The sequence below is a fragment of the Umezawaea sp. genome (assembly GCF_057122925.1).
The window spans coordinates 68,402-88,055 of record NZ_DBNGPQ010000080.1; the positions used below are offsets into that span (position 1 = coordinate 68,402).

Below are 19,654 nucleotides of genomic sequence, written 5' to 3' on the forward strand. Positions count from 1 at the left end.
AGTAGGTTTCACGTCAAGGGCCTGTCGCCTGATCGGACGAATCACGCGTATTGACGAACCTCGCTGCCCGCCAACGCCGTCGAGTAGCGGTGCAACACCAGTTCGGCCACCTCTGGATCGGCGCCCAACGGGGCCGCTACCAGGGCATCCGGTGCCAGTTCCAGCGTTCGGGAGGTGATGCGGTCCGGCAGCAGACCAGGGGCGAGGAACCACGACGCGACGGCGATGCGGGTCGCGCCGCGAGCCCTCAGGCGGGCCACGGCCGTGGGCACGTCCGGTTGGGTGGCGGAGGCGAACGCGGGTTCGACGCCCGCCCAGCCCGAGCGGGCCGCCCAGCGCGCGGCGGTCGCGGCCACGGCCGCGTTGGCGGGCGCGTGCGACGAGCCCGCGCCCGCCAGCACGATGCCGGTGGTCCGGTCGGCAGGTCGGACGCCCGCTTCGGCGAGCCTGCGCAGCGCGGCCGATTCGAGCCACGGGTCGGGACCGAGGACATCGCCGATCGTGATCGACAGCCTCGGGAACTGGCGCTGCACCTCGGCCACCGCGCCCGGCACGTCCACGCGGGCGTGGAAGGCCTTGCCCAGCAGCAGCGGCACGACGACGGCGTGCCGGTGCCCCTCGCCGTGCACGGTGCGGAGCACGTCGCCGAGCCGGGGCGCGGAGAGGTCGAGGAACGCCGGGCGGACGTCGACCGCCGGGTTGAGCACGCGGACGACGTCCAGCAGTTCCGCGACGGTCGCCGCGGACCGCGGGTCGCGGCTGCCGTGCGCGACGGCGATGAGCGGGGTCATCCGAAGGCCCCCGTCAGACCACGGGCGCGCAGCACGGCGCGTTCCAGCGGGCGGAAGAGGAGGAGTTCGATGCCGATGCCGACGAGGAGGATGAGGAAGATCGCGGCGATCACCATGGAGATGTCGTTGAGCGACTGGCCGTTGTGCAGGAACTGGCCCAGGCCGAGACCGAGCTGCGGGGAGGTCGCGATGATCTCCGCCGCCATCAGCGAGCGCCACGAGAACGCCCAGCCCTGCTTGAGACCGGCGAGGTAGCCGGGCAGCGCGGCGGGCAGCAGGATGTGCCGCGCCGACGACAGCTTGCCCGCTCCCAGCGCCTGGCCGACACGGGGGAGCAGCGGCGGGATCTGGTCGATGCCCGACACGAGGCCGTTCGCGATGGACGGCACGGAACCCATCAGCACCACGAAGTAGATCGCGGTGGGAGTGAGGCCGAACCACAGGATCGCGGCGGGCACCCACGCCACCGACGGGAGGCTCTGCAACCCGGTCAGCAGGGAACCGATGGCCGCACGGACCACCCGCACCTTGGCGATCAGCAGTCCCAGCGGGGTCGCGATGACCACGGCCACGAGGAACCCGAGCACCGCGCGCGACACCGACGTCCACAGGATCTCGCCCGCGTCGCCGGACCGCACCGTCGCCCAGATCGTGTCCCAGACGGCGGCCGGGGCGGGCAGCTGGAACTCCGGCCAGAGCGCCGAGGCCCAGAGCGCCTGCCACGTGCCGAGCAGCAGTCCGAACGCGATCAGCGGCGGCACGGCAGTGTGCAGGAACCGTTGCCAGGGCGACTTCTTCTGGTTCTGAGCGGGAGCGTCGAGCGCGTCCAGCCCGGCGCCGACCGCGGCCAGGCCGCGGTCGGTTTCGAGCGTCTCAGGAGGCTGCGGCGTGGCCACTGATCACCTCTCGCAGGTGTGCGGTGATCTCCTCGATGGAGTCCGCCTCGTCCGCACCGCTCAGGCCGTCGACGTTCCACTCCCGCACGACCCGGCCGGGGCGTGAGGACAGCAGCACGAGGCGCTGGCCGAGCCGGACGGCCTCGCGGACGTCGTGCGTGACGAACACGATGGCCGTGTTGGTCTCGCGCCACACCCGCACCAGTTCGGCCTGGAGCACGTCGCGGGTGATCGCGTCGAGCGCCGCGAACGGCTCGTCCATCAGCAGCAGGCCGGGCGTGCCCGCTTCGGCGCTGCCCAGCGTCGAGGCGAGCGCGCGGGCCAGTGCGACGCGCTGCCGCATGCCGCCGGACAGCTCGTGCGGCCGCTTGGCGCCCGACTCGCCGAGGCGGACCAGCGACAGCAGTTCGTTCGCCTTGGCGCGCCGGGCACCCCTCTTGAGCCCGGCGAGGCGCAGCGGCAGTTCGACGTTGCGCGCGGCCGTGAGCCACGGCATCAGCGCCGCTTCCTGGAACATGACGGCGGGTCGCGAGGTGGTCAGCGCGATGTCGCCCGAGGTGGGCGCGTCCAGTCCGGCGACCAGGTTCAGCAAGGTGCTCTTGCCGCAGCCCGACGCGCCCAGCAGGCACACGAACTCCCCTGGCTCGACCCGCAGGTCGACGCCGTCGAGTGCGACGACGGCGCCCGCGCCGTGGCCGAACACCTTGCGCACGCCCGACAGCGCCACGGCGGCGTTGGTGTCGGACGGGGTCGGGGCCTCAAGCGTGGCGGTCATGGTGTGCCTGCCTTCCCTCGAGTGTTCGGCTACTTCTTGTCCAGGCCCGCGGTGTCGACGGTGGGCTTGCCCGCCGCGGAGAGCACCTTGTTCAGCAGCGTGAAGTCGGCGAAACCGGTCACGTCCGCCGCCTCCTTCGCCACGCCCGCCGTCACGGCGTCCTTGGCCAGCTGCGGGAACTGCTTGGCCTGCGGGTCGACCGTCAGCTCGATGTTCTCGAACGCGCGGTCCAGCACCGGCTCGCCCAGCGCCTTGCTGGTCAGCTTCTTCAGCGACTCGTTGACGGCGGTCTTGGCCTCGGTCTTGTTCGCCGTCGCCCAGTCGATCGCCGCGACCTCACCCCGGAGCAGCGCCTCCACGGTCTGCGGGTGCTCCTTGAGGAACTGGGTGCGCACGATGATCACCGTGGTCGGGAACCTGCCCTGGTCCCACAGCGTCTTCTCGTCCACGAGCACCTTGGCGCCCGCGTCCAGCACCAGCCGCGACGACCACGGTTCCGGAGCCCACGCGCCCTGGATGCCGCCCTGCTTGAACAGGTCCAGGCTCGCCGCGTTCTCCGTGTTGGTCACGTTGACCTGGTCCGCCCCGCTGCCCGCGGCGATCTTCTGGTCCACCAGCCACTTCTTGAACGACACGTCCTGCGTGTTCGCCAGCTGCGGCGTGCTGATCGTCTTGCCCTTGAGGTCCGCCGCGGAGTTGATGTCCGACTTCACCACGAGCTGCGCGCCGCCCGAGGTCGCGCCCGCGACCAGCCGCACGGCCTCGCCCTTGGACTTGGAGTAGGCGTTGATCGCCGGGCCGGACCCGATGAACGCCACGTCGAGCGACCCGCCGAGCAGCGCGTTGACCTCGTCAGGGCCCGCGTTGAACGTCTGCGTGGTCAGCTTGGTCGAGCCCAGCTCCTTGGCGAACAGGCCCTTGTCGACGCCGATCAGCGCGGCGGCGTGGGTGACGTTCGGGAAGTAGCCGAGCCGCACCTCGGCGGCCGGGCCCTTGTCGTCGGACGCGGCGGGCGCCGCTGCCGGGGTGTCGCTGCCCGCCCGTGAGCACCCGGCGAGCGTGGCGAAGGTCGTCAGTACGGCGAGGGACGTGGCGAGGATCCTGCGGTTGCTGCTCACGGCGGGAAGACCTTTCGGGGGATGTTCAGGGGCCGGGGGAGACGAGGGCGTGGTCGTCGGCGACCGGGGCGGTGTTCCCGCCCTCGGTACAGCTGTCCACGCCGTCGAGCACCGGGAGGCCCGCGCCCACGAGGCCGGCGGCGAGCGTGCCGCCGTCAGCCGCGTCGATCACCAGGAACGCGCCGGTGCGCCTGCTGCTGTAGTACCCGTCCACCGGGAGCGGCTCCGCCGTGCGGATGGCGACCCGGCCGATCTCGTTGAGGCCCAACGAGGTCGGACTGTCCACACTGGCCAGTCGCTGCTCGTCGAAGCGCGCGCGCAGCTCCGTGACGATGGCCTGCACGGTGCGCGCGCCGTGCTTGACCAGGACGCGGGCACCCGGCGTGAGCGGCTTCTCCGACAGCCAGCACAGGGTGGCGTCGAACTCGTCGGTGACCTGCGGGGGAGTGCCCGCGGCGGCGATCAGGTCGCCGCGGGAGACGTCCAGGTCGTCGGCCAGCAGCAGCGTCACGGACTGGCCCGCCGCCGCCTCGGCCAGCGGACCGTCGAAGGTGTCGATCTTCTCCACCGTGCTGCGCAGCCCGGCGGGCAGGACCACGACCTCGTCGCCCACCTTGACCGTGCCCGACGCGACCAGCCCGGCGTAGCCCCGGTAGTCCAGGTGTTCCGGCGTGCGCGGCCGGATCACGTACTGGACCGGGAAGCGGAACTCGCCGTCGTGCGGGTCGGCCTCGACCGGCACCGACTCCAGGTGCTCCAGCAGCGTGGGGCCGGAGTACCAGGGGGTGTTCGTGGAGTGTTCCACCACGTTGTCGCCCGCGAGGGCGGACACCGGGATGTGCACCACCGCGTCCGGGCTGTAGCCCAGCGCTGTCGCGTGCGCGGTGAACTCCTTGGAGATGCGGGCGAACGTGGTCTCGTCGAAGTCCACGAGGTCGATCTTGTTCACCGCCAGCACGAGCCGCGGCACGCCCAGCAGCGCCAGCACGGCCGCGTGCCGCCGGGTCTGCTCGATGACGCCCTTGCGCGCGTCCACCAGCAGGATCGCGAGCTGCGCCGTGGACGCGCCGGTCACCGTGTTGCGGGTGTACTGCACGTGGCCGGGGGTGTCGGCGAGCACGAACGAGCGCTTGTCGGTGGCGAAGTACCGGTACGCCACGTCGATGGTGATGCCCTGCTCGCGCTCCGACCGCAGGCCGTCCACGAGCAGCGAGAGGTCCGGGGTGGACAGCCCGCGGTCGGCGCTCGCGCGGTGCACGGCGTCGAGCGTGTCGGCCAGCACCGACTTGGTGTCGTACAGCAACCGGCCGACCAGCGTGGACTTCCCGTCGTCCACGCTGCCCGCCGTCGCCAGCCTCAACAGGTCGCTCATTTAGAAGTAGCCCTCCCGCTTGCGGTCTTCCATGGCTGCTTCGGACAAGCGGTCGTCGGCCCTCGTGGCGCCGCGCTCGGTCAGCCGCGACGCGGCCACCTCGGCGATGACCTCGCGGATGTCGGACGCCTCGGACTCCACCGCGCCGGTGCACGAGCCGTCGCCGACCGTGCGGTAGCGGATGGTCTTGGTCAGCACGGTCTCCTCGGGCCGGGGGCCGCCCCACGGGCCCTCGGTCAGCCACATGCCGTCGCGCAGGTACACGTCGCGCTGGTGCGAGTAGTAGATCGACGGCAGCTCGATGCCCTCGCGGTCGATGTAGTTCCACACGTCGAGCTCGGTCCAGTTGGACAGCGGGAACACCCGCACGTGCTCGCCCGCGCGGTGCCGACCGTTGTACAGGTTCCACAGCTCGGGGCGCTGGCGGCGCGGCTCCCACTGGCCGAAGCTGTTGCGCAGGCTGAAGATGCGCTCCTTCGCCCGTGCCCGCTCCTCGTCGCGACGGCCGCCGCCGAACACGGCGTCGTACCTGTGGGACGTGATGGAGTCCAGCAGGGGCACGGTCTGCAACGGGTTGCGCGTGCCGTCCGGGCGTTCCTGGAGCCGACCGTCGTCGATCCAGTCCTGGACCTTCGCGACCTCCAGGCGCAACCCGTGCTGGGCCACGACCTGGTCGCGGAACTCGATGACCTCGTCGAAGTTGTGACCGGTGTCGACGTGCAGCAGCGGGAACGGCACCGGAGCGGGCCAGAACGCCTTGATCGCCAGGTGCACGAGCAGCGTGGAGTCCTTGCCGCCGGAGAACAGGATCACCGGCCGGTCGAACTCGCCCGCGACCTCGCGGAAGATGTGGATCGCCTCGGATTCGAGGCGGTCCAGAGTGGTGTGCGGAGTCGGCGCGGTGCTCACGCTCGACCCTGCCAGCAGATCGTCGTTCATCCGTGGAGCCCGCATTCCGTCTTGGCCTGCCCGGCCCACCGACCGCTGCGGGCGTCCTGGCCCGGCAGCGGCTTGGCGGTGCACGGCGCGCAGCCGATGGAGGGATAACCAGCCTGGACGAGGGGGTTCTCCAGGATCCCGTGCTCGGCGATGTAGGCGTTGAACTCGTCGTCGGACCACGGCGCGATCGGGTTGACCTTCACCAGCCCGTTGCGCTCGTCCCACTGCACGATCGGCGTGGTCGCCCGCGTCGGCGCGTCCACCCTGCGAACGCCCGTGACCCACGCGTCGTACCGGGCCAGCGTCCGCTGGAGCGGCACGACCTTGCGCAGCGCGCAGCACCGGCCGGGGTCGGTCTGGTTCAGCAGGCCGAACTGCTCCTCCTGGTCCGCCACCGACTGCTCGGCCGCGGCGTTGACGATGCGCACGTCCGGGTAGACCAGGTCCACCGCGTCACGGGTGCCGATGGTCTCGGCGAAGTGGTAGCCGGTCTCCAGGAACAGCACGTCGACGTCGGCCTTCGCCTTCACGGCGAGGTCGATCAGCACGGCGTCCTGCATGTTGGAGGCGACGATCCAGCTCTCGCCGAACGTCCGCGCGGTCCACTCCAGCGCCTCCGCGGCGGTGGCGTCGGCCAGTTCGACCGACGCGGCCTCCGCGATCACCCTCAACTCCTCGGTCCGAGTGGTCGTGGTCATCGCTTCACCTCCTGTGGCAAGTGCAGTCCAACGAACTTCACGGTGAACACGCGGCGGCAGCCGGTGCAGAGCCACGCCGCGTGGGGCTCCTCCTCGGGACGCAGGTCCTCGTCCCCGCAGTAGGGGCAGTAGAAGGGCGTGGCACGCTCGGTCGCGCTCACTTCAGGTCACCCTCTTCGGCCCGCAGGACCCACTGGGCGAACCGCTCGCCCTCGGTGCGCTGCGCCACGTAGTGCCGCACGACCCGCTCGACGTAGCCCGACAGCTCGGCGGCGGTCACCTTGTGCCCGCGCACCTTGCGGCCGAAGCCCGCGTCCAGCCCGAGCCCGCCGCCGAGGTGCACCTGGAAGCCCTCGACCTGGTTGCCGTCGGCGTCCGTCACGATCTGGCCCTTGAGCCCGATGTCCGCGGTCTGGATGCGGGCGCACGAGTTGGGGCAGCCGTTGATGTGGATGCTGACCGGCGACCCGATCTCGCCCACCACGTCCGCGAGCTCCTTCTCCAGCGTGCTGACCAGGTCGACCGCGCGGGCCTTGGTCTCGACGATGGCGAGCTTGCAGAACTCGATGCCGGTGCACGCCATCACGCCGCGCCGCCACGGCGACGGTTCGGTCTGGAGCCCCAGCTTCGCCAGGTCGCCCTGGAGCGCGGGCACCTCGGCCTCGGGCACGTCCAGCACCACGAGCTTCTGCTGCGGCGTCAGGCGCACCCGCCCCGAGCCCGCCCGTTCGACTGCCTTGGAGACCTCGACGAGCGTGGACCCGGACACCCGGCCCGCGATCGGCGCCGCGCCGACGTAGAACAGGCCGTCCTTCTGCCGGTGCACGCCGATGTGGTCGCGGGGCTGCGCGGGCACCTCCGGCGCGGGGCCGTCGATCAGCGTCCGCTTGAGGTACTCGGTCTCGAGGACCTCGCGGAACCTCTCCGGCCCCCAGTCCGCCACCAGGAACTTGATCCGCGCGCGGTGCCGCAGCCTGCGGTAGCCGTAGTCGCGGAACACGCTGATCACCCCGGCCCACACGTCCGGCACCTCGTCGCGGGGCACCCACGCGCCGAGCCGCTTGCCGATCATCGGGTTGGTGGACAGGCCGCCGCCGACCCACAGGTCGAAGCCGGGGCCGTGCTCGGGGTGGTCCACGCCGACGAACGCGATGTCGTGGATCTCGTGCGCCACGTCGGGGAGCCCGGAGATGGCGGTCTTGAACTTGCGCGGCAGGTTCGAGAACGCCGGGTCGCCGATGTAGCGCTCCAGGATCACGTCGATCGCCGGGCTGCCGTCCACCACCTCGTCCACGGCGATGCCCGCGACCGGCGAACCGAGGACCACGCGGGGGCTGTCCCCGCAGGCCTCCATCGTGGTCAGACCCACGTCCTCCAGCTTCTGCCAGATCGCGGGGACGTCCTCGATGCGGATCCAGTGGTACTGGATGTTCTGCCGGTCGGTGATGTCGGCCGTGTCGCGCGCGTAGGTCTGGGACACCTCGCCGAGCACGCGCAGCTGCTCGGTGGTCAGCCGCCCGCCGTCGGAGCGCACCCGGAGCATGAAGAACTCGTCGTCCAGCTCCTCCGGCTCCAGCGTCGCCGTCCGGCCGCCGTCGATGCCGGGCTTGCGCTGGGTGTAGAGCCCGTACCAGCGGAAACGACCCCGCAGGTCGGCCGGGTCGATGGAGGCGAACCCGCCGTGCGCGTAGATGTTCTCGATCCGCGCGCGGACGTTGAGGGGGTTGTCGTCCTTCTTGCTGCGCTCGTTGGGGTTGAGCGGTTCGCGGTAGCCGAGCGCCCACTGCCCCTCACCACGGCGTTGCTTCGTGCCGCGTTGAGACGTCGTAGTCGGGGGGACCATCGTCGTCCTCCGGGGTTTCGGGGCGCTGGGCGCGCGCGGCCGAGTCCCGGTGGAGCCGTGGTGGGGGTCTCGTCAGCGCACCCGGCGCCGACGGGAACAAGATCAATAGCAGGCGCGGGCTATGCCGAACGACGGCACAACGCGCTGGAGACGCGACGGAAGTCGACGTGGCGGCGCACCACCAGGCGGACTCCGGTCGAGGTCATGGCTTGAGAGTGCCACCTGTCCACCCCGTGGTCCACAGCCAACCGAATGCTGGGACGGCCTCCGACCGTGTGTTAAGTGGGAGACTGGGTCCCATGCCCTCCGCCCTTCCCGCTGGTGATCCCGCACCCGCCGACGGCTCGCTGCCGCCGTCGGCGTTGGCCGGGCTCGGCAGCCGTCCGTTCGGCGTCTACGTCCACGTCCCGTTCTGCGCGACCCGCTGCGGCTACTGCGACTTCAACACCTACACCGCCGGTGAGCTGGGCACCTCCGCCTCGCCGGAGTCCTGGCTGGAGGGCCTGCGGCGCGAGCTGGACCTGGCGGCGTCGGTGCTCGGCACCCCGCCCCGCGCTGACACCGTGTTCGTCGGCGGTGGCACACCGTCGCTGCTGGGCGCCGCCGGGCTGTCCGACGTGCTGGCCGCCGTCCGGTCCTCGTTCGGCCTCGCGCCGGGCGCGGAGGTCACCACGGAGTCCAACCCCGAGTCCACGTCGCCGGAGTTCTTCGCGGGCATCCGTGACGCTGGTTACACCAGGGTGTCGCTGGGCATGCAGTCCGCCGCCCGCCACGTGCTCCAGGTCCTCGACCGCAAGCACACGCCGGGCAGGCCGGTCGACGCCGCCCGCGAGGCCCGCGCGGCCGGGTTCGAGCACGTGAACCTCGACCTCATCTACGGCACGCCCGGCGAGACCGCCGACGACCTCAGGGGTTCCCTCGACGCCGTGCACTCGGCGGGCGTCGACCACGTGTCCGCCTACGCGCTGATCGTCGAGGAGGGCACCGCGCTGTCGCGCAAGGTCAGCCGCGGCGTCCTGCCGATGCCCGACGACGACGTGCTCGCCGACAAGTACGAGCAGATCGACGCCGCCATGGCCGCGCAGGGGATGAGCTGGTACGAGGTGTCCAACTGGGCGACCGACGACGCCGCCCGGTGCGCCCACAACCTCCTCTACTGGCGCGGCCACGACTGGTGGGGCGCCGGGCCCGGCGCGCACAGCCACGTCGGCGGCCTGCGCTGGTGGAACGTCAAGCACCCCGCCCGCTACGCCGAGGTGCTGGCCTCCGGGCGGTCACCCGCCGCGGGGCGCGAGCTGCTCGCCGACGCCGACCGCCGCGTCGAACGCGTCCTGCTGGAGCTGCGCCTGCGCGACGGCCTGCCGCTGGACGTGCTGGACACCGACGGCCAGGCCGAGGCGAAGCTCGCCGCCGCCGACGGCCTGCTGGAGCCCGCCGCGCTGGACGGGGGCCGCTGCGTCCTGACCGATCGGGGGCGGCTGCTCGCCGACGCCGTCGTGCACCGGCTCACATGAGGCCGGATCGGTGCACGGGAGGGCGCGGGCGCTCCGTAAACTTGACCCAACCGCACTCAACAGTGGAGGTGACTCGTCGTGAACGCCGATGAACGCCGGTTCGAGGTGCTGCGCGCGATCGTCGCCGACTACGTCTCGAACCAGGAGCCGGTCGGGTCGAAGGCACTGGTGGAGCGGCACAACCTCGGTGTGTCCAGCGCCACGGTGCGCAACGACATGGCGTCGCTGGAGGAGGACGGCTACATCACGCAGCCGCACACCAGCGCGGGCCGCGTGCCCACCGACAAGGGCTACCGGCTGTTCGTCGACCGGCTCGCCGAGATCAAGCCCCTGTCCACCGCCGAGCGCAAGGCCATCTACAGCTTCCTGGAAGGCGCGCTGGACCTCGACGACGTGCTGCGGCGCAGCGTCCGGCTGCTCGCCCAGCTCACACGCCAGGTCGCCGTCGTCCAGTACCCGGTGCTCAGCGGCTCGAACGTGCGCCACCTCGAAGTCCTCCGCATCACGCCCGCGCGGCTGATGCTGGTGCTCATCACCGACACCGGCCGCGTCGACCAGCGGTCCGTCGACCTCGGCGACGTGATCACCGAGGACAACGTGGCCCGGCTGCGGGCGATGCTGAACTCGGCCATGGTCGGCAGGCGGCTCGCCGAGGCCTCCGCGAAGGTCGCCGAGCTGCCCGACCAGTCGCCGGGCGACCTGCGCGCGGCGATGATCCGGATCAGCACGGTGCTCATCGAGTCGCTCGTCGAACACCCCGAGGAACGGCTGGTGCTGGGCGGCACCGCGAACCTCACCCGCAACGTGGCAGACTTCCCCGGCTCGCTCCGGCAGGTGCTGGAAGCGTTGGAGGAGCAGGTCGTGGTGCTCAAGCTGCTCGCCGCCGCGCGTGATCCGGGGACCATCCTGGTGCGCATCGGCGAGGAGAACGAAGCCGCCGAGATGCGCAGCACCTCGGTGGTGTCCATCGGCTACGGAAGCCATGACAACCTGCTCGGCGGCATGGGGGTCGTGGGCCCGACCCGGATGGACTACCCGGGGACCATGGCGGCCGTACGCGCGGTCGCCACGTACGTCGGGGAGATCCTGACGGCGCGCTGAGGGGCGCGGGAACACGCGGAGACCACGGCCACGTTCGACGTTTCGGGCGAGCACGCAACAGACGCAAGCGGGCGCGGATCGTGCCCGCAGGAGGACAACACGGTGGCGAGGGATTACTACGGCACGCTCGGGGTCGGGAAGAACGCGACCCCGGAGGAGATCAAGCGCGCCTACCGCAAGCTCGCGAGGCAACTGCACCCGGACGTGAACCCGGACGCGGAAGCGCAGTTCAAGGAGGTGACCGCCGCCTACGAGGTCCTGTCGGACCCGAAGAAGCGCCAGGTCGTCGACCTGGGCGGCGACCCGCTGGAGTCGGGCGGCCGCGGTGGCGGCGGTGGCATGGGCGGCGACCCGTTCTCCGGGTTCGGCCTGGGCGACATCATGGACGCGTTCTTCGGCGCCAACAGCGGCGCGGGCGGCGGGCGCGGTCCGCGCAGCCGCGTGCAACCCGGTTCGGACGCGCTGATCCGGCTGGACATGACGCTGGAGGAGTGCGCCGCGGGCACGAACCGCGAGCTGACCGTCGACACGGCGGTCCTGTGCGAGCGCTGCCACGGCGGCGGCTGCGCCGAGGGCACCTCGCCGATCACCTGCGACACCTGCGGTGGTCGGGGCGAGGTCCAGTCCGTGCAGCGCTCGTTCCTCGGCCAGGTCGTCACGGCCCGCCCGTGCCCGGTGTGCCGCGGCTTCGGCGAGGTCATCCCCGACCCGTGCGGCCAGTGCGGCGGCGACGGCCGGGTGCGCTCGCGCCGGACCATCAACGTGCAGATCCCGCCCGGTGTCGCCGAGGGCATGCGCGTGCGCCTCGCGGGCCAGGGCGAGGTCGGCTCCGGTGGCGGCCCCGCCGGTGACCTGTACGTGGAGATCGAGGAGCAGCAGCACGACGTGTTCGAGCGCGACGGCGCCGAACTGCACTGCGTGGTGCGGATCCCGATGACGGCCGCGGCGCTCGGCGCCGTGCTCCCGCTCCAGACCCTGGACGGCGAGGAGGCGCTGGACATCGAGCCCGGCACCCAGCCGAACACCGAGCTGCTGCTGACCGGCCGGGGCATGCCCAGGCTGCGGTCCAACGGCCGCGTGGACGGGCGGGGCGACCTGCACGTGCACCTGGAGGTCGTGGTCCCGACCAAGCTCGACGCCCGGCAGACCGAACTGCTGCGCGAACTGGCCACCGAGCGGGGCGAGGAAGAGCCCACGTTGGCGCACAACGGCAAGAGCGGCGGCGGGTTGTTCTCCCGCCTGCGCTCCGGCCGCGGCAACCGGTGACGCTGCCGGTCTTCCTGGTCGACGCTCTGCCCGCGGGTGACCGCGGGCTCCTCGACGGCCCGGAGGGCAGGCACGCGGCCACCGTGCGGCGGCTGCGCGCGGGGGAGGAGCTGGTGCTCTCCGACGGCTCCGGCGACCAGGTGCGCTGCGTGGTCGACGAGGTGCTGGACAAGGCCGCCCTGCGTCTGGCGGTGCTGGAGCGGTGGACCGTTCCCGAGCCGACGCCGCGCGTCGTGCTCGCGCAGGCGCTGGTGAAGGGCGACCGCGGCGAGCTGGCCGTGGAACTCGCCACCGAGGCGGGCGTGGACGGCGTGGTGCCGTGGCGCGCCGCCCGGTGCGTGACGAAGTGGGAGGAGGGCCCGCGCGGCGCGAAGGCCCTCGCCCGCTGGCGCAGCACCGCCCGCGAGGCCGCGAAGCAGGCCCGCCGCGCTCGGGTGCCGTCGGTCGCCGAACCCGTCGGCACGGCCGGGCTGGCGACGCTGGTCTCGTCGTCCGCGCTCACGCTGGTGCTGCACGAGTCGGCGACCTCGCCGCTGGCCTCGGTGGAGCTGCCCGCCGAGGGGGACGTGCTCCTGGTGGTGGGCCCCGAGGGCGGGATCAGCGACCAGGAGCTGGTGACGCTCACCGACGCCGGTGCTCACGCTGTGCGACTGGGCCCTACCGTCCTTCGTGCGTCAACGGCCGCGGCGGTCGCACTCGGAGCACTGGGTGTACTTACCCGTCGCTGGGAGTGAACATTCGGGCCCAATTTGCTTACTCCTAGCGAACTAGTGCGCAGAAGAGTTACCCTTATCACCTGACGGGGCGATAGAGCTTTGGCCTCTTCAGACCACAGGACTCGCCGGACACCTCCCCCCTCGGTCCGGCGCCGCCGCGCCGCAGCGGGACGACCCCCAGGTCCCCCTGCGGCGCGGCTCCTCTGTACCCGGTCGACGGTTCCGGCGCGCTCCCGCGGGTCGCTCCGGGGCAGGATCTGCGCATGGACCGCATCGTCTACGGGGACCACCCGAGCCAGTTCGCCGAACTCACCGTCCCAGCGGACACGGCCCCCGCGCCCGTCGTGGTGGTCATCCACGGCGGGTTCTGGATGCAGCACTACGACCTCTCCCTCGGCCGTCCGCTCGCCGAGGACCTGGTCTCGCACGGCGTCGCGGCCTACAACGTCGAGTACCGCAGGCTCGGCGGCGGAGGCGGCTGGCCGACCACCGGCGCCGACGTCCTGGCCGCCCTCGACGCGCTGGACGACCCCCGGCTCGACCTCACCCGCGTGGTCACCCTCGGCCACTCCGCGGGAGGTCACCTGGCCGTGTGGGCCGCCGCCAGGCACGACCGGGTGACCGGCGCCGTCTCGCAGGCGGGCGTGCTGGACCTCGCCGCGCACCCCCGGTCGGCGCGGCTGCTCGGCCCCGACCCCGACTACGCCGACGCGTCGCCGGTCGAGCTGGTGCCCGTCGGCGTCCCGGTGGTCTGCGTGCACGGCGACGCGGACGCGGACGTGCCGGTCAGCCAGTCCGAGGCGTTCCACGCCGCGTCCGGGTGCGAGTTCGTCCGGCTGGCGGGCGTCGGCCACATGGACCTGGTCGACGTGCGGACCGGTGCGTGGAAGGCGTGTCGCGAGGCCGCGCTCCGGCTGGCGGGCCAGTAACCTCGGCCGCATGTCGGACGACTGCCTGTTCTGCCGCATCGTCGCCGGGGAGATCCCCGCGACCGTCGTGCACGAGACCAAGACCACCCTCGCGTTCCGCGACATCGCGCCGCAGGCGCCCGTCCACGTGGTGCTCGTGCCGAAGCTCCACGAGCCGCACGCGGTGGCGCTCGCCGAGCGCGCGCCCGGCGAGGTGGCGGACCTGTTCGTGGCCGCGGGCGAGGTGGCCGTGGCCGAGGGGATCGCCGACAGCGGCTTCCGGCTGCTGTTCAACACCGGCGCGGACGCGGGCCAGACCGTCTTCCACGCCCACCTGCACCTGCTCGGCGGCAGGCCCCTCGGCCCGCTGGCCTAGTCGGCGCGGAAGGTCACGCCGACCCGCGCGGTCTCGTCCACCGAGAGCGCGAACACGTCGGGCCGCGCGTAGTGGCCCGACACGTCCAGGTCGCACCGGGCGGCCACGAGGTCGTCCGGGTCGATCGTCGCCGTCAGCAGGCCCGCCGCACCGCGCAGCGGGCCCGCCAGCACGTCGCCGAGCGGCCCGACGACGACGCTGCCGCCCAGGAACGGGTCGTCGTGGTCCGAGGGCGGCTCGTACTGGCAGGCGCTCAGCACGAAGCACCGGCCCTCGCCCGCGACGTGCCGCATCGACGCCAGCCACGCCTCGCGGTCGTCGACGGTCGGCGCGCACCAGAGTTCGACGCCCTTCGCGTACATGGCCGCGCGCAGCAGCGGCATCATGTTCTCCCAGCAGATCACCGCGCCCGCGAGCCCCGCGGCCGTCGGCACCACGGGCATGGTCGACCCGTCGCCGCGGCCCCAGACCAGGCGTTCCCGAGCCGTCGGCACCAGCTTGCGGTGCGTTCCGACCAGGCCTTCCGCCGGGTCGAGGAACAGCGCGGTGCAGTACAGCGTCGACCCGGCCCGTTCGACGACGCCGACGACGAGGCTCGCCCCGGTGCGCGCGGACAGGCCCGCCAGCGCGTCGACCTCGGGACCGGGCACGGCGACGGCCGCCGCGGCGTAGCGCGGGAAACCCGATCCGGTGACCCGGCCGCGCGGGTAGCCGCCGAGGACCGCCTCGGGCAGCACGACGAGCGCCGCGCCGGACTCCGCGATCTCCCGCTCGTAGCCCAGGATCCGCTCCAGCGTCGCCGCCGTGCCCTCCGGCGAGGTGCCCACCTGGAGCACCCCCACCACGAACCCGGCCACCGCTACCCCAGCGCCTGCATCATCGGCGCGTGCAGGCGGGCGCGGTCGCCGGGCACGTCGACCGCGCCGTGCACCATCAGGTCGACCGAGGAGCGCTCCACCAGGCCCCGGCTCTCCAGCCAGGAGCCCAGCTCGTCGCGGTAGGTGTCGACCCGGATGTCGCCGTCCGCCCCCACGGCCAGGTCGCCGATCAGGGTCTTCGCCCCCTCGACCGCGTCCGCCACGACCGGGCCGACCACCAGGCCGTCGACGTTGCGCCAGGTCGCCGCGAACCCGCCCGCGCCGTCGAGGCGCACCTGGTCGGAGAAGCGGAAGTAGTCCTTCCACAGCTCGCCGCGGTCGGCGCCGAACACCTCGGCGTCCGCGCTCACCACCGCGGGGAGGTCGGCCCGCAGCGCGGCGCGGGTCGTGCCGGACAGCTCGCCGGAGCTGAAGCGGCCGGTGTGCGTGGTCAGCCTGGCGACGCTGCGGAAACCGAGCTTCTCGTAGAGCGGGCGGCCCTGCGCGGTGGCGTGCAGGGAGACCACCGGGCAGCCGGCGTTCTCCAGCGCGTGCTCCACGAGCCGCCTGCCGAGGCCGCGACCGCCGTGGTCGGTGGCGACCAGCACCATGCTGAGGGCGGCGTGCTCGCCCGCGTACCGGGTGACGACGGTGGTGCCCAGCAGCGCGCCCGACCGGTCGACGAGGCCGTACCCGGTGCCCTGGTCGAGCAGGAGGCCCCACTTGCGGTCCTCGGCGGGCCAGCCGCGGTCGGTGGCCAGCTCCAGGCAGGCGGCCAGGTCGTCGTAGGCGAGTTCGCGCAGGGTGAGATCGGTGTCCACGGTGGTCCAGTACACACGGTCCGTCCAGCGAGTTCTCCGGGGCCTCCGCGGTGCGGCCCGCCCCGTCGGCGCGGGTCGGGATTACCGCCTTCAGGCGAGGCGGAGGTCAATTCGATGCGTTTTGTCGGTACCGACGACTAATATCGGCCCTGTCAACGATGACCTACCAGGATTGGCGCGAAAGCGCAGGAAGCAGGCCCGAGACCACGTGGTGGGTACCGCAGCGGGTGGAGCCGCCCGATTCCCGGAGGAGCGCCCGGTGACCGTCGCCGCGAGCCCCGCCAACGGGACCAGAAAGTCGTCGTCGGCCGGCCAGGCCTCGACGTACGCCCAGTCCAAGATCGCCGTGCCCGACGAGGCCGTCCTCGCGCTGCTGGGGTCGCGCGACGAGAACCTGCTCCTCGCCGAGGACCTGCTGGACGCGGACGTGCACGTGCGGGGCAACGAGATCACGTTGTCCGGCGAGCCCGCCGAGGTGGGGTTCGCGGAGCGCGTGTTCTCCGAGCTGATCCAGCTCGCGAGCCGCGGTCAGCAGGTCGGCCCGGACACGGTCCGCCGCACGGTCGCGATGCTGTCGGCGAACACGACGGAGTCGCCCGCCGAGGTGTTCAGCCTCGACATCGTGTCCCGCAAGGGGCGGACGATCCGGCCCAAGACGCTGAACCAGAAGCACTACGTCGACGCCATCGACGCCAACACGATCGTGTTCGGCATCGGCCCCGCGGGCACCGGCAAGACGTACCTGGCGATGGCGAAGGCCGTGCAGGCGCTCCAGGCCAAACAGGTCAGCCGCATCATCCTCACCCGACCGGCGGTCGAGGCGGGTGAGCGGCTGGGCTTCCTGCCGGGCACGCTCAACGACAAGATCGACCCGTACCTGCGGCCGCTGTACGACGCGCTGCACGACATGGTCGACCCCGAGTCGATCCCGCGGCTGATGCAGGCGGGCACGATCGAGGTCGCCCCGCTGGCGTACATGCGCGGTCGGACGCTGAACGACGCGTTCATCATCCTGGACGAGGCGCAGAACACGACGCCCGAGCAGATGAAGATGTTCCTGACCAGGCTCGGCTTCGGTTCCAAGATCGTCGTCACGGGCGACGTCACCCAGGTCGACCTCCCCGGTGGCCAGCGCAGCGGTCTGCGGGTGGTCCGGGAGATCCTGGAGGGCGTCGAGGACGTCAACTTCTCGGTCCTGAGCAGCGGCGACGTGGTTCGGCACCGGTTGGTCGGCGACATCGTGGACGCGTACGAGAAGTGGCAGGTCGTGCAGGACGGCGTCGACCAGAACGGGCGCCAGACCGGACCCGGTGCACGGCGTGGAGAGCAGCGCCGGGGACGATGAGCACGTGAGCATCGAGATTGCCAACGAGTCCGGGGTCCCGGTCGACGAACCGTCGATCGTCTCGGCCGCCCGGTTCGCCCTCGACCGGATGGGCGTGAGCCCGCTGGCCGAGCTGTCCGTCCTGCTGGTCGAGCTGGACGTGATGGCGGACCTGCACGAACGCTGGATGGACCTGCCCGGTCCGACCGACGTGATGGCGTTCCCCATGGACGAACTGGACTCGGCCCGCCGCCCCGACGCGGCCGGGCTGGGTCCGGCGTTGCTGGGCGACATCGTCCTGTGCCCGGCCTTCGCCAAGGACCAGGCCAAGAAGGCGGGCCACAGCCTGCTGGACGAGCTGCACCTGCTGACCGTGCACGGCGTGCTGCACCTGCTCGGGTACGACCACGCCGAGCCCGCCGAGGAGCGCGAGATGTTCACGCTCCAGAACCGGATCCTCGCCGACTTCCGGTCGGCGACCGCCGAGGCGGAGCGGCTGGCCGTGCAGCGGGCTTCGGACTCCAAGCTGCTCGGTGCCGTCGGTCTTGAGCACTCGGACCAGCCCGAACCCTCCGACCCCACCACCTAGAGGTCGAACCGGTGACCACGAGTTCCGCGAGCTTGATCTTCCTGGCCGTGGTGCTGGTGCTGGCGGCGGGCCTGTTCGCCGCCGCCGACGCGGCGCTGGGCACGGTGTCCCGCGCACGGGTCGAAGGGCTCCAGCGCCAGGGCCGCACCGGCGCCCGCCAGCTCCTCCAGGTGCTGGCCGACCGGCCCCGCCACGTGAACCTCCTGCTCCTGCTCCGGCTGGCGTGCGAGCTGTCGGCGACCGTGCTGGTCACGGTCGTGTGCCTGCGGCTGGTGTCGCCGCCGTGGCTGGCCGTCGTGACGGCGGGCCTGTCGATGCTCGTGGTCTCCTACGTCCTCGTCGGCGTCGGCCCGCGCACCATCGGCCGCCAGCACCCGTACGCCGTCGGCCTGGTCTCCGCGGCCCCGATCCGGGTGCTCGGCCGCGTGCTGGGGCCGTTGAGCAGGCTCCTGATCCTGGTCGGCAACGCGATCACCCCCGGCAAGGGCTTCCGCGAGGGCCCGTTCTCGTCCGAGGTCGAGCTGCGCGAACTGGTCGACATGGCCCAGGAGCGCGGCGTCGTCGACGAGGGCGAGCGCGAGATGATCCACTCGGTCTTCGAGCTGGGCGACACCATCGCCCGCGAGGTCATGGTGCCGCGCACCGAGATCGTGTGGATCGAGCAGACCAAGTCGCTGCGCCAGGCGCTCGCGCTGTCGCTGCGCACCGGCTACACCCGCGTGCCGGTGATCGGCGAGAGCGTGGACGACGTCGTCGGCGTGGTGAACCTGAAGGACCTGGTGCGCGTCACGTTCGCCGACGAGGCCAACGGCACGACCGTCGGCGAGCTGATGAAGACCGCCACGTTCATCCCCGACTCGAAGCCGCTGGCCGACCTGCTGCGCGAGATGCAGCTGTCCCGCACCCACCTGGTCATCGTCATCGACGAGTACGGCGGCACCGCGGGCCTGCTGACCATCGAGGACATCATCGAGGAGATCGTCGGCGAGATCACCGACGAGTCCGACACCGACGACCGCCCCCCGATCGAGCACCTGGTGGACGGCGCGGTCCGCGTCAGCGCCCGCCTCCCCGTCGACGACCTCGACGCCCTGTTCGGCACCGAGCTGGACGAGCACGAGGTCGAGACCGTCGGCGGCCTGCTCGCCCAGCGCCTCGGCCGCGTGCCGCTGCCCGGCACCGAGGCCGAGATCGCGGGCCTCCGCATGCGCGCCGAGGGCGGCAAGGACGAACGCGGCCGCATGCGCATCACGACCGTGCTGGTCCGCCCCGTGGCGGTTCCGGAGGAGACCGAGGACAAGGAGCGCGAGGACAACCGCGCCTGACCGGCACGGGTGGCCCGCCGTGGAACCGAAGACGAGGACGACCGTGCCTGAGCTGGACCCCGAAGACCAGAAGATCGTCACCCTCGCGCGCTCGGTCCGAGCCCGCACCGGCGCCGCCGAGGGCGCCGCCGTCCGCGACACCGACGGCCGCACCTACACCGCCGCCACCGTCACCCTGCCGTCGCTCGCGCTCACCGCCCTCCAGGCGGCGGTCGCCGCGGCCGTGTCCAGCGGTGCCGAGGGCCTCGAGGCCGCCGCGGTCGTCACCGACGCCGACGAGGTCGACGCGGACTCCGCGGCCGCGGTCCGCGACCTGACCGCGACCGGCCCGATCCTGCGCGCGGACGCCTCGGGCGCGGTGGTGGAGACCGTGACGGTGTAGGCCCCACCCGGTCAGCGCTTTCAGCAGCAGGGACAATGGACGG

21 protein-coding genes are annotated in these 19,654 nt (G+C 72.2%); 10 read left to right on the forward strand and 11 right to left on the reverse strand.

Going from position 1 to position 19,654, the window contains the following annotated elements; all coding sequences use genetic code 11:
* Positions 1-41 precede the first annotated feature (41 nt).
* The 9 genes from AC156L_RS17750 to AC156L_RS17790 are packed head-to-tail and all read right to left on the reverse strand — an operon-like array spanning position 42 to position 8,432.
* On the reverse strand, positions 42-791 hold the full coding sequence (locus AC156L_RS17750) for a sirohydrochlorin chelatase (protein ID WP_330881703.1): 750 nt from the start codon (positions 789-791) through the stop codon (positions 42-44).
* Positions 788-1,687: an ABC transporter permease gene (locus tag AC156L_RS17755; RefSeq protein WP_330881705.1), complete on the reverse strand. Its 900-nt coding sequence runs from the start codon at positions 1,685-1,687 to the stop codon at positions 788-790. Before AC156L_RS17755 ends, AC156L_RS17750 begins: the two co-directional genes overlap by 4 nt.
* Entirely contained in the window at positions 1,665-2,462 is a 798-nt protein-coding gene (locus AC156L_RS17760) for an ABC transporter ATP-binding protein (protein ID WP_330881707.1), read from the reverse strand. Before AC156L_RS17760 ends, AC156L_RS17755 begins: the two co-directional genes overlap by 23 nt.
* 29 nt (positions 2,463-2,491) lie before the next feature.
* Positions 2,492-3,580 (reverse strand): ABC transporter substrate-binding protein, encoded by a 1,089-nt coding sequence (locus AC156L_RS17765; protein WP_330881709.1) that lies wholly within the window; start codon positions 3,578-3,580, stop codon positions 2,492-2,494.
* Positions 3,581-3,605: 25 nt separating this feature from the next.
* Positions 3,606-4,952 carry a sulfate adenylyltransferase subunit 1 gene (locus tag AC156L_RS17770; protein ID WP_330881711.1) on the reverse strand — a complete coding sequence of 449 codons (1,347 nt, stop codon included), beginning with the start codon at positions 4,950-4,952 and terminating at the stop codon, positions 3,606-3,608.
* A complete protein-coding gene (cysD, locus tag AC156L_RS17775) occupies positions 4,953-5,891 on the reverse strand; it encodes a sulfate adenylyltransferase subunit CysD (RefSeq protein WP_330881713.1) in 939 nt (312 codons plus the stop codon). It abuts the gene before it with no gap.
* The gene (locus tag AC156L_RS17780; RefSeq protein WP_330881715.1) at positions 5,888-6,589 is read right to left on the reverse strand and encodes a phosphoadenylyl-sulfate reductase; all 702 of its coding nucleotides are present in this window, start codon (positions 6,587-6,589) and stop codon (positions 5,888-5,890) included. The genes cysD and AC156L_RS17780 overlap by 4 nt, the downstream gene beginning before the upstream one ends.
* Positions 6,586-6,750, reverse strand: a complete 165-nt coding sequence (locus AC156L_RS17785) for an Insertion element protein (protein ID WP_106192632.1) — start codon at positions 6,748-6,750, stop codon at positions 6,586-6,588. The genes AC156L_RS17780 and AC156L_RS17785 overlap by 4 nt, the downstream gene beginning before the upstream one ends.
* Positions 6,747-8,432 (reverse strand): nitrite/sulfite reductase, encoded by a 1,686-nt coding sequence (locus tag AC156L_RS17790; protein ID WP_330881721.1) that lies wholly within the window; start codon positions 8,430-8,432, stop codon positions 6,747-6,749. Before AC156L_RS17790 ends, AC156L_RS17785 begins: the two co-directional genes overlap by 4 nt.
* A 299-nt stretch (positions 8,433-8,731) precedes the next feature.
* Between AC156L_RS17790 and hemW the strand changes: the two genes are divergently transcribed.
* The 6 genes from hemW (at position 8,732) to AC156L_RS17820 (ending at position 14,313) form a co-directional block, all read left to right on the forward strand.
* Positions 8,732-9,946, forward strand: a complete 1,215-nt coding sequence (gene hemW, locus AC156L_RS17795) for a radical SAM family heme chaperone HemW (RefSeq protein WP_330881723.1) — start codon at positions 8,732-8,734, stop codon at positions 9,944-9,946.
* Positions 9,947-10,024: 78 nt separating this feature from the next.
* Positions 10,025-11,047 (forward strand): heat-inducible transcriptional repressor HrcA, encoded by a 1,023-nt coding sequence (gene hrcA, locus AC156L_RS17800; RefSeq protein WP_330881725.1) that lies wholly within the window; start codon positions 10,025-10,027, stop codon positions 11,045-11,047.
* 102 nt (positions 11,048-11,149) lie between these two features.
* Positions 11,150-12,313 carry a molecular chaperone DnaJ gene (gene dnaJ, locus AC156L_RS17805; RefSeq protein WP_330881727.1) on the forward strand — a complete coding sequence of 388 codons (1,164 nt, stop codon included), beginning with the start codon at positions 11,150-11,152 and terminating at the stop codon, positions 12,311-12,313.
* A complete protein-coding gene (locus AC156L_RS17810) occupies positions 12,310-13,047 on the forward strand; it encodes a 16S rRNA (uracil(1498)-N(3))-methyltransferase (protein WP_330881729.1) in 738 nt (245 codons plus the stop codon). The genes dnaJ and AC156L_RS17810 overlap by 4 nt, the downstream gene beginning before the upstream one ends.
* A gap of 245 nt (positions 13,048-13,292) precedes the next feature.
* The gene (locus tag AC156L_RS17815) at positions 13,293-13,958 is read left to right on the forward strand and encodes an alpha/beta hydrolase (RefSeq protein WP_330881731.1); all 666 of its coding nucleotides are present in this window, start codon (positions 13,293-13,295) and stop codon (positions 13,956-13,958) included.
* Positions 13,959-13,968: 10 nt separating this feature from the next.
* On the forward strand, positions 13,969-14,313 hold the full coding sequence (locus AC156L_RS17820) for a histidine triad nucleotide-binding protein (RefSeq protein ID WP_330881733.1): 345 nt from the start codon (positions 13,969-13,971) through the stop codon (positions 14,311-14,313).
* On the opposite strand, the gene AC156L_RS17825 is transcribed toward AC156L_RS17820, so the two are convergent.
* Entirely contained in the window at positions 14,310-15,170 is an 861-nt protein-coding gene (locus AC156L_RS17825; RefSeq protein ID WP_484407034.1) for a carbon-nitrogen hydrolase family protein, read from the reverse strand. The two genes, AC156L_RS17820 and AC156L_RS17825, sit on opposite strands and share 4 nt — an antisense overlap.
* Positions 15,171-15,172: 2 nt before the next feature.
* Positions 15,173-15,991: a GNAT family N-acetyltransferase gene (locus tag AC156L_RS17830; RefSeq protein ID WP_330881737.1), complete on the reverse strand. Its 819-nt coding sequence runs from the start codon at positions 15,989-15,991 to the stop codon at positions 15,173-15,175.
* 208 nt (positions 15,992-16,199) lie between these two features.
* Between AC156L_RS17830 and AC156L_RS17835 the strand changes: the two genes are divergently transcribed.
* Genes AC156L_RS17835 through AC156L_RS17850 form a run of 4 tightly spaced genes read left to right on the forward strand, consistent with a single transcriptional unit; the run spans position 16,200 to position 19,611 of the window.
* Positions 16,200-17,336 (forward strand): PhoH family protein, encoded by a 1,137-nt coding sequence (locus tag AC156L_RS17835; RefSeq protein WP_330881739.1) that lies wholly within the window; start codon positions 16,200-16,202, stop codon positions 17,334-17,336.
* Between the two features lie 4 nt (positions 17,337-17,340).
* On the forward strand, positions 17,341-17,904 hold the full coding sequence (ybeY, locus tag AC156L_RS17840) for an rRNA maturation RNase YbeY (RefSeq protein WP_330881741.1): 564 nt from the start codon (positions 17,341-17,343) through the stop codon (positions 17,902-17,904).
* Positions 17,905-17,915: 11 nt separating this feature from the next.
* Complete coding sequence (locus tag AC156L_RS17845) at positions 17,916-19,229, forward strand: hemolysin family protein (RefSeq protein WP_330881743.1); 1,314 nt, start codon at positions 17,916-17,918, stop codon at positions 19,227-19,229.
* 43 nt (positions 19,230-19,272) lie between these two features.
* Positions 19,273-19,611 carry a cytidine deaminase gene (locus AC156L_RS17850; RefSeq protein WP_330881745.1) on the forward strand — a complete coding sequence of 113 codons (339 nt, stop codon included), beginning with the start codon at positions 19,273-19,275 and terminating at the stop codon, positions 19,609-19,611.
* The last annotated feature ends 43 nt before the right edge of the window (positions 19,612-19,654 follow it).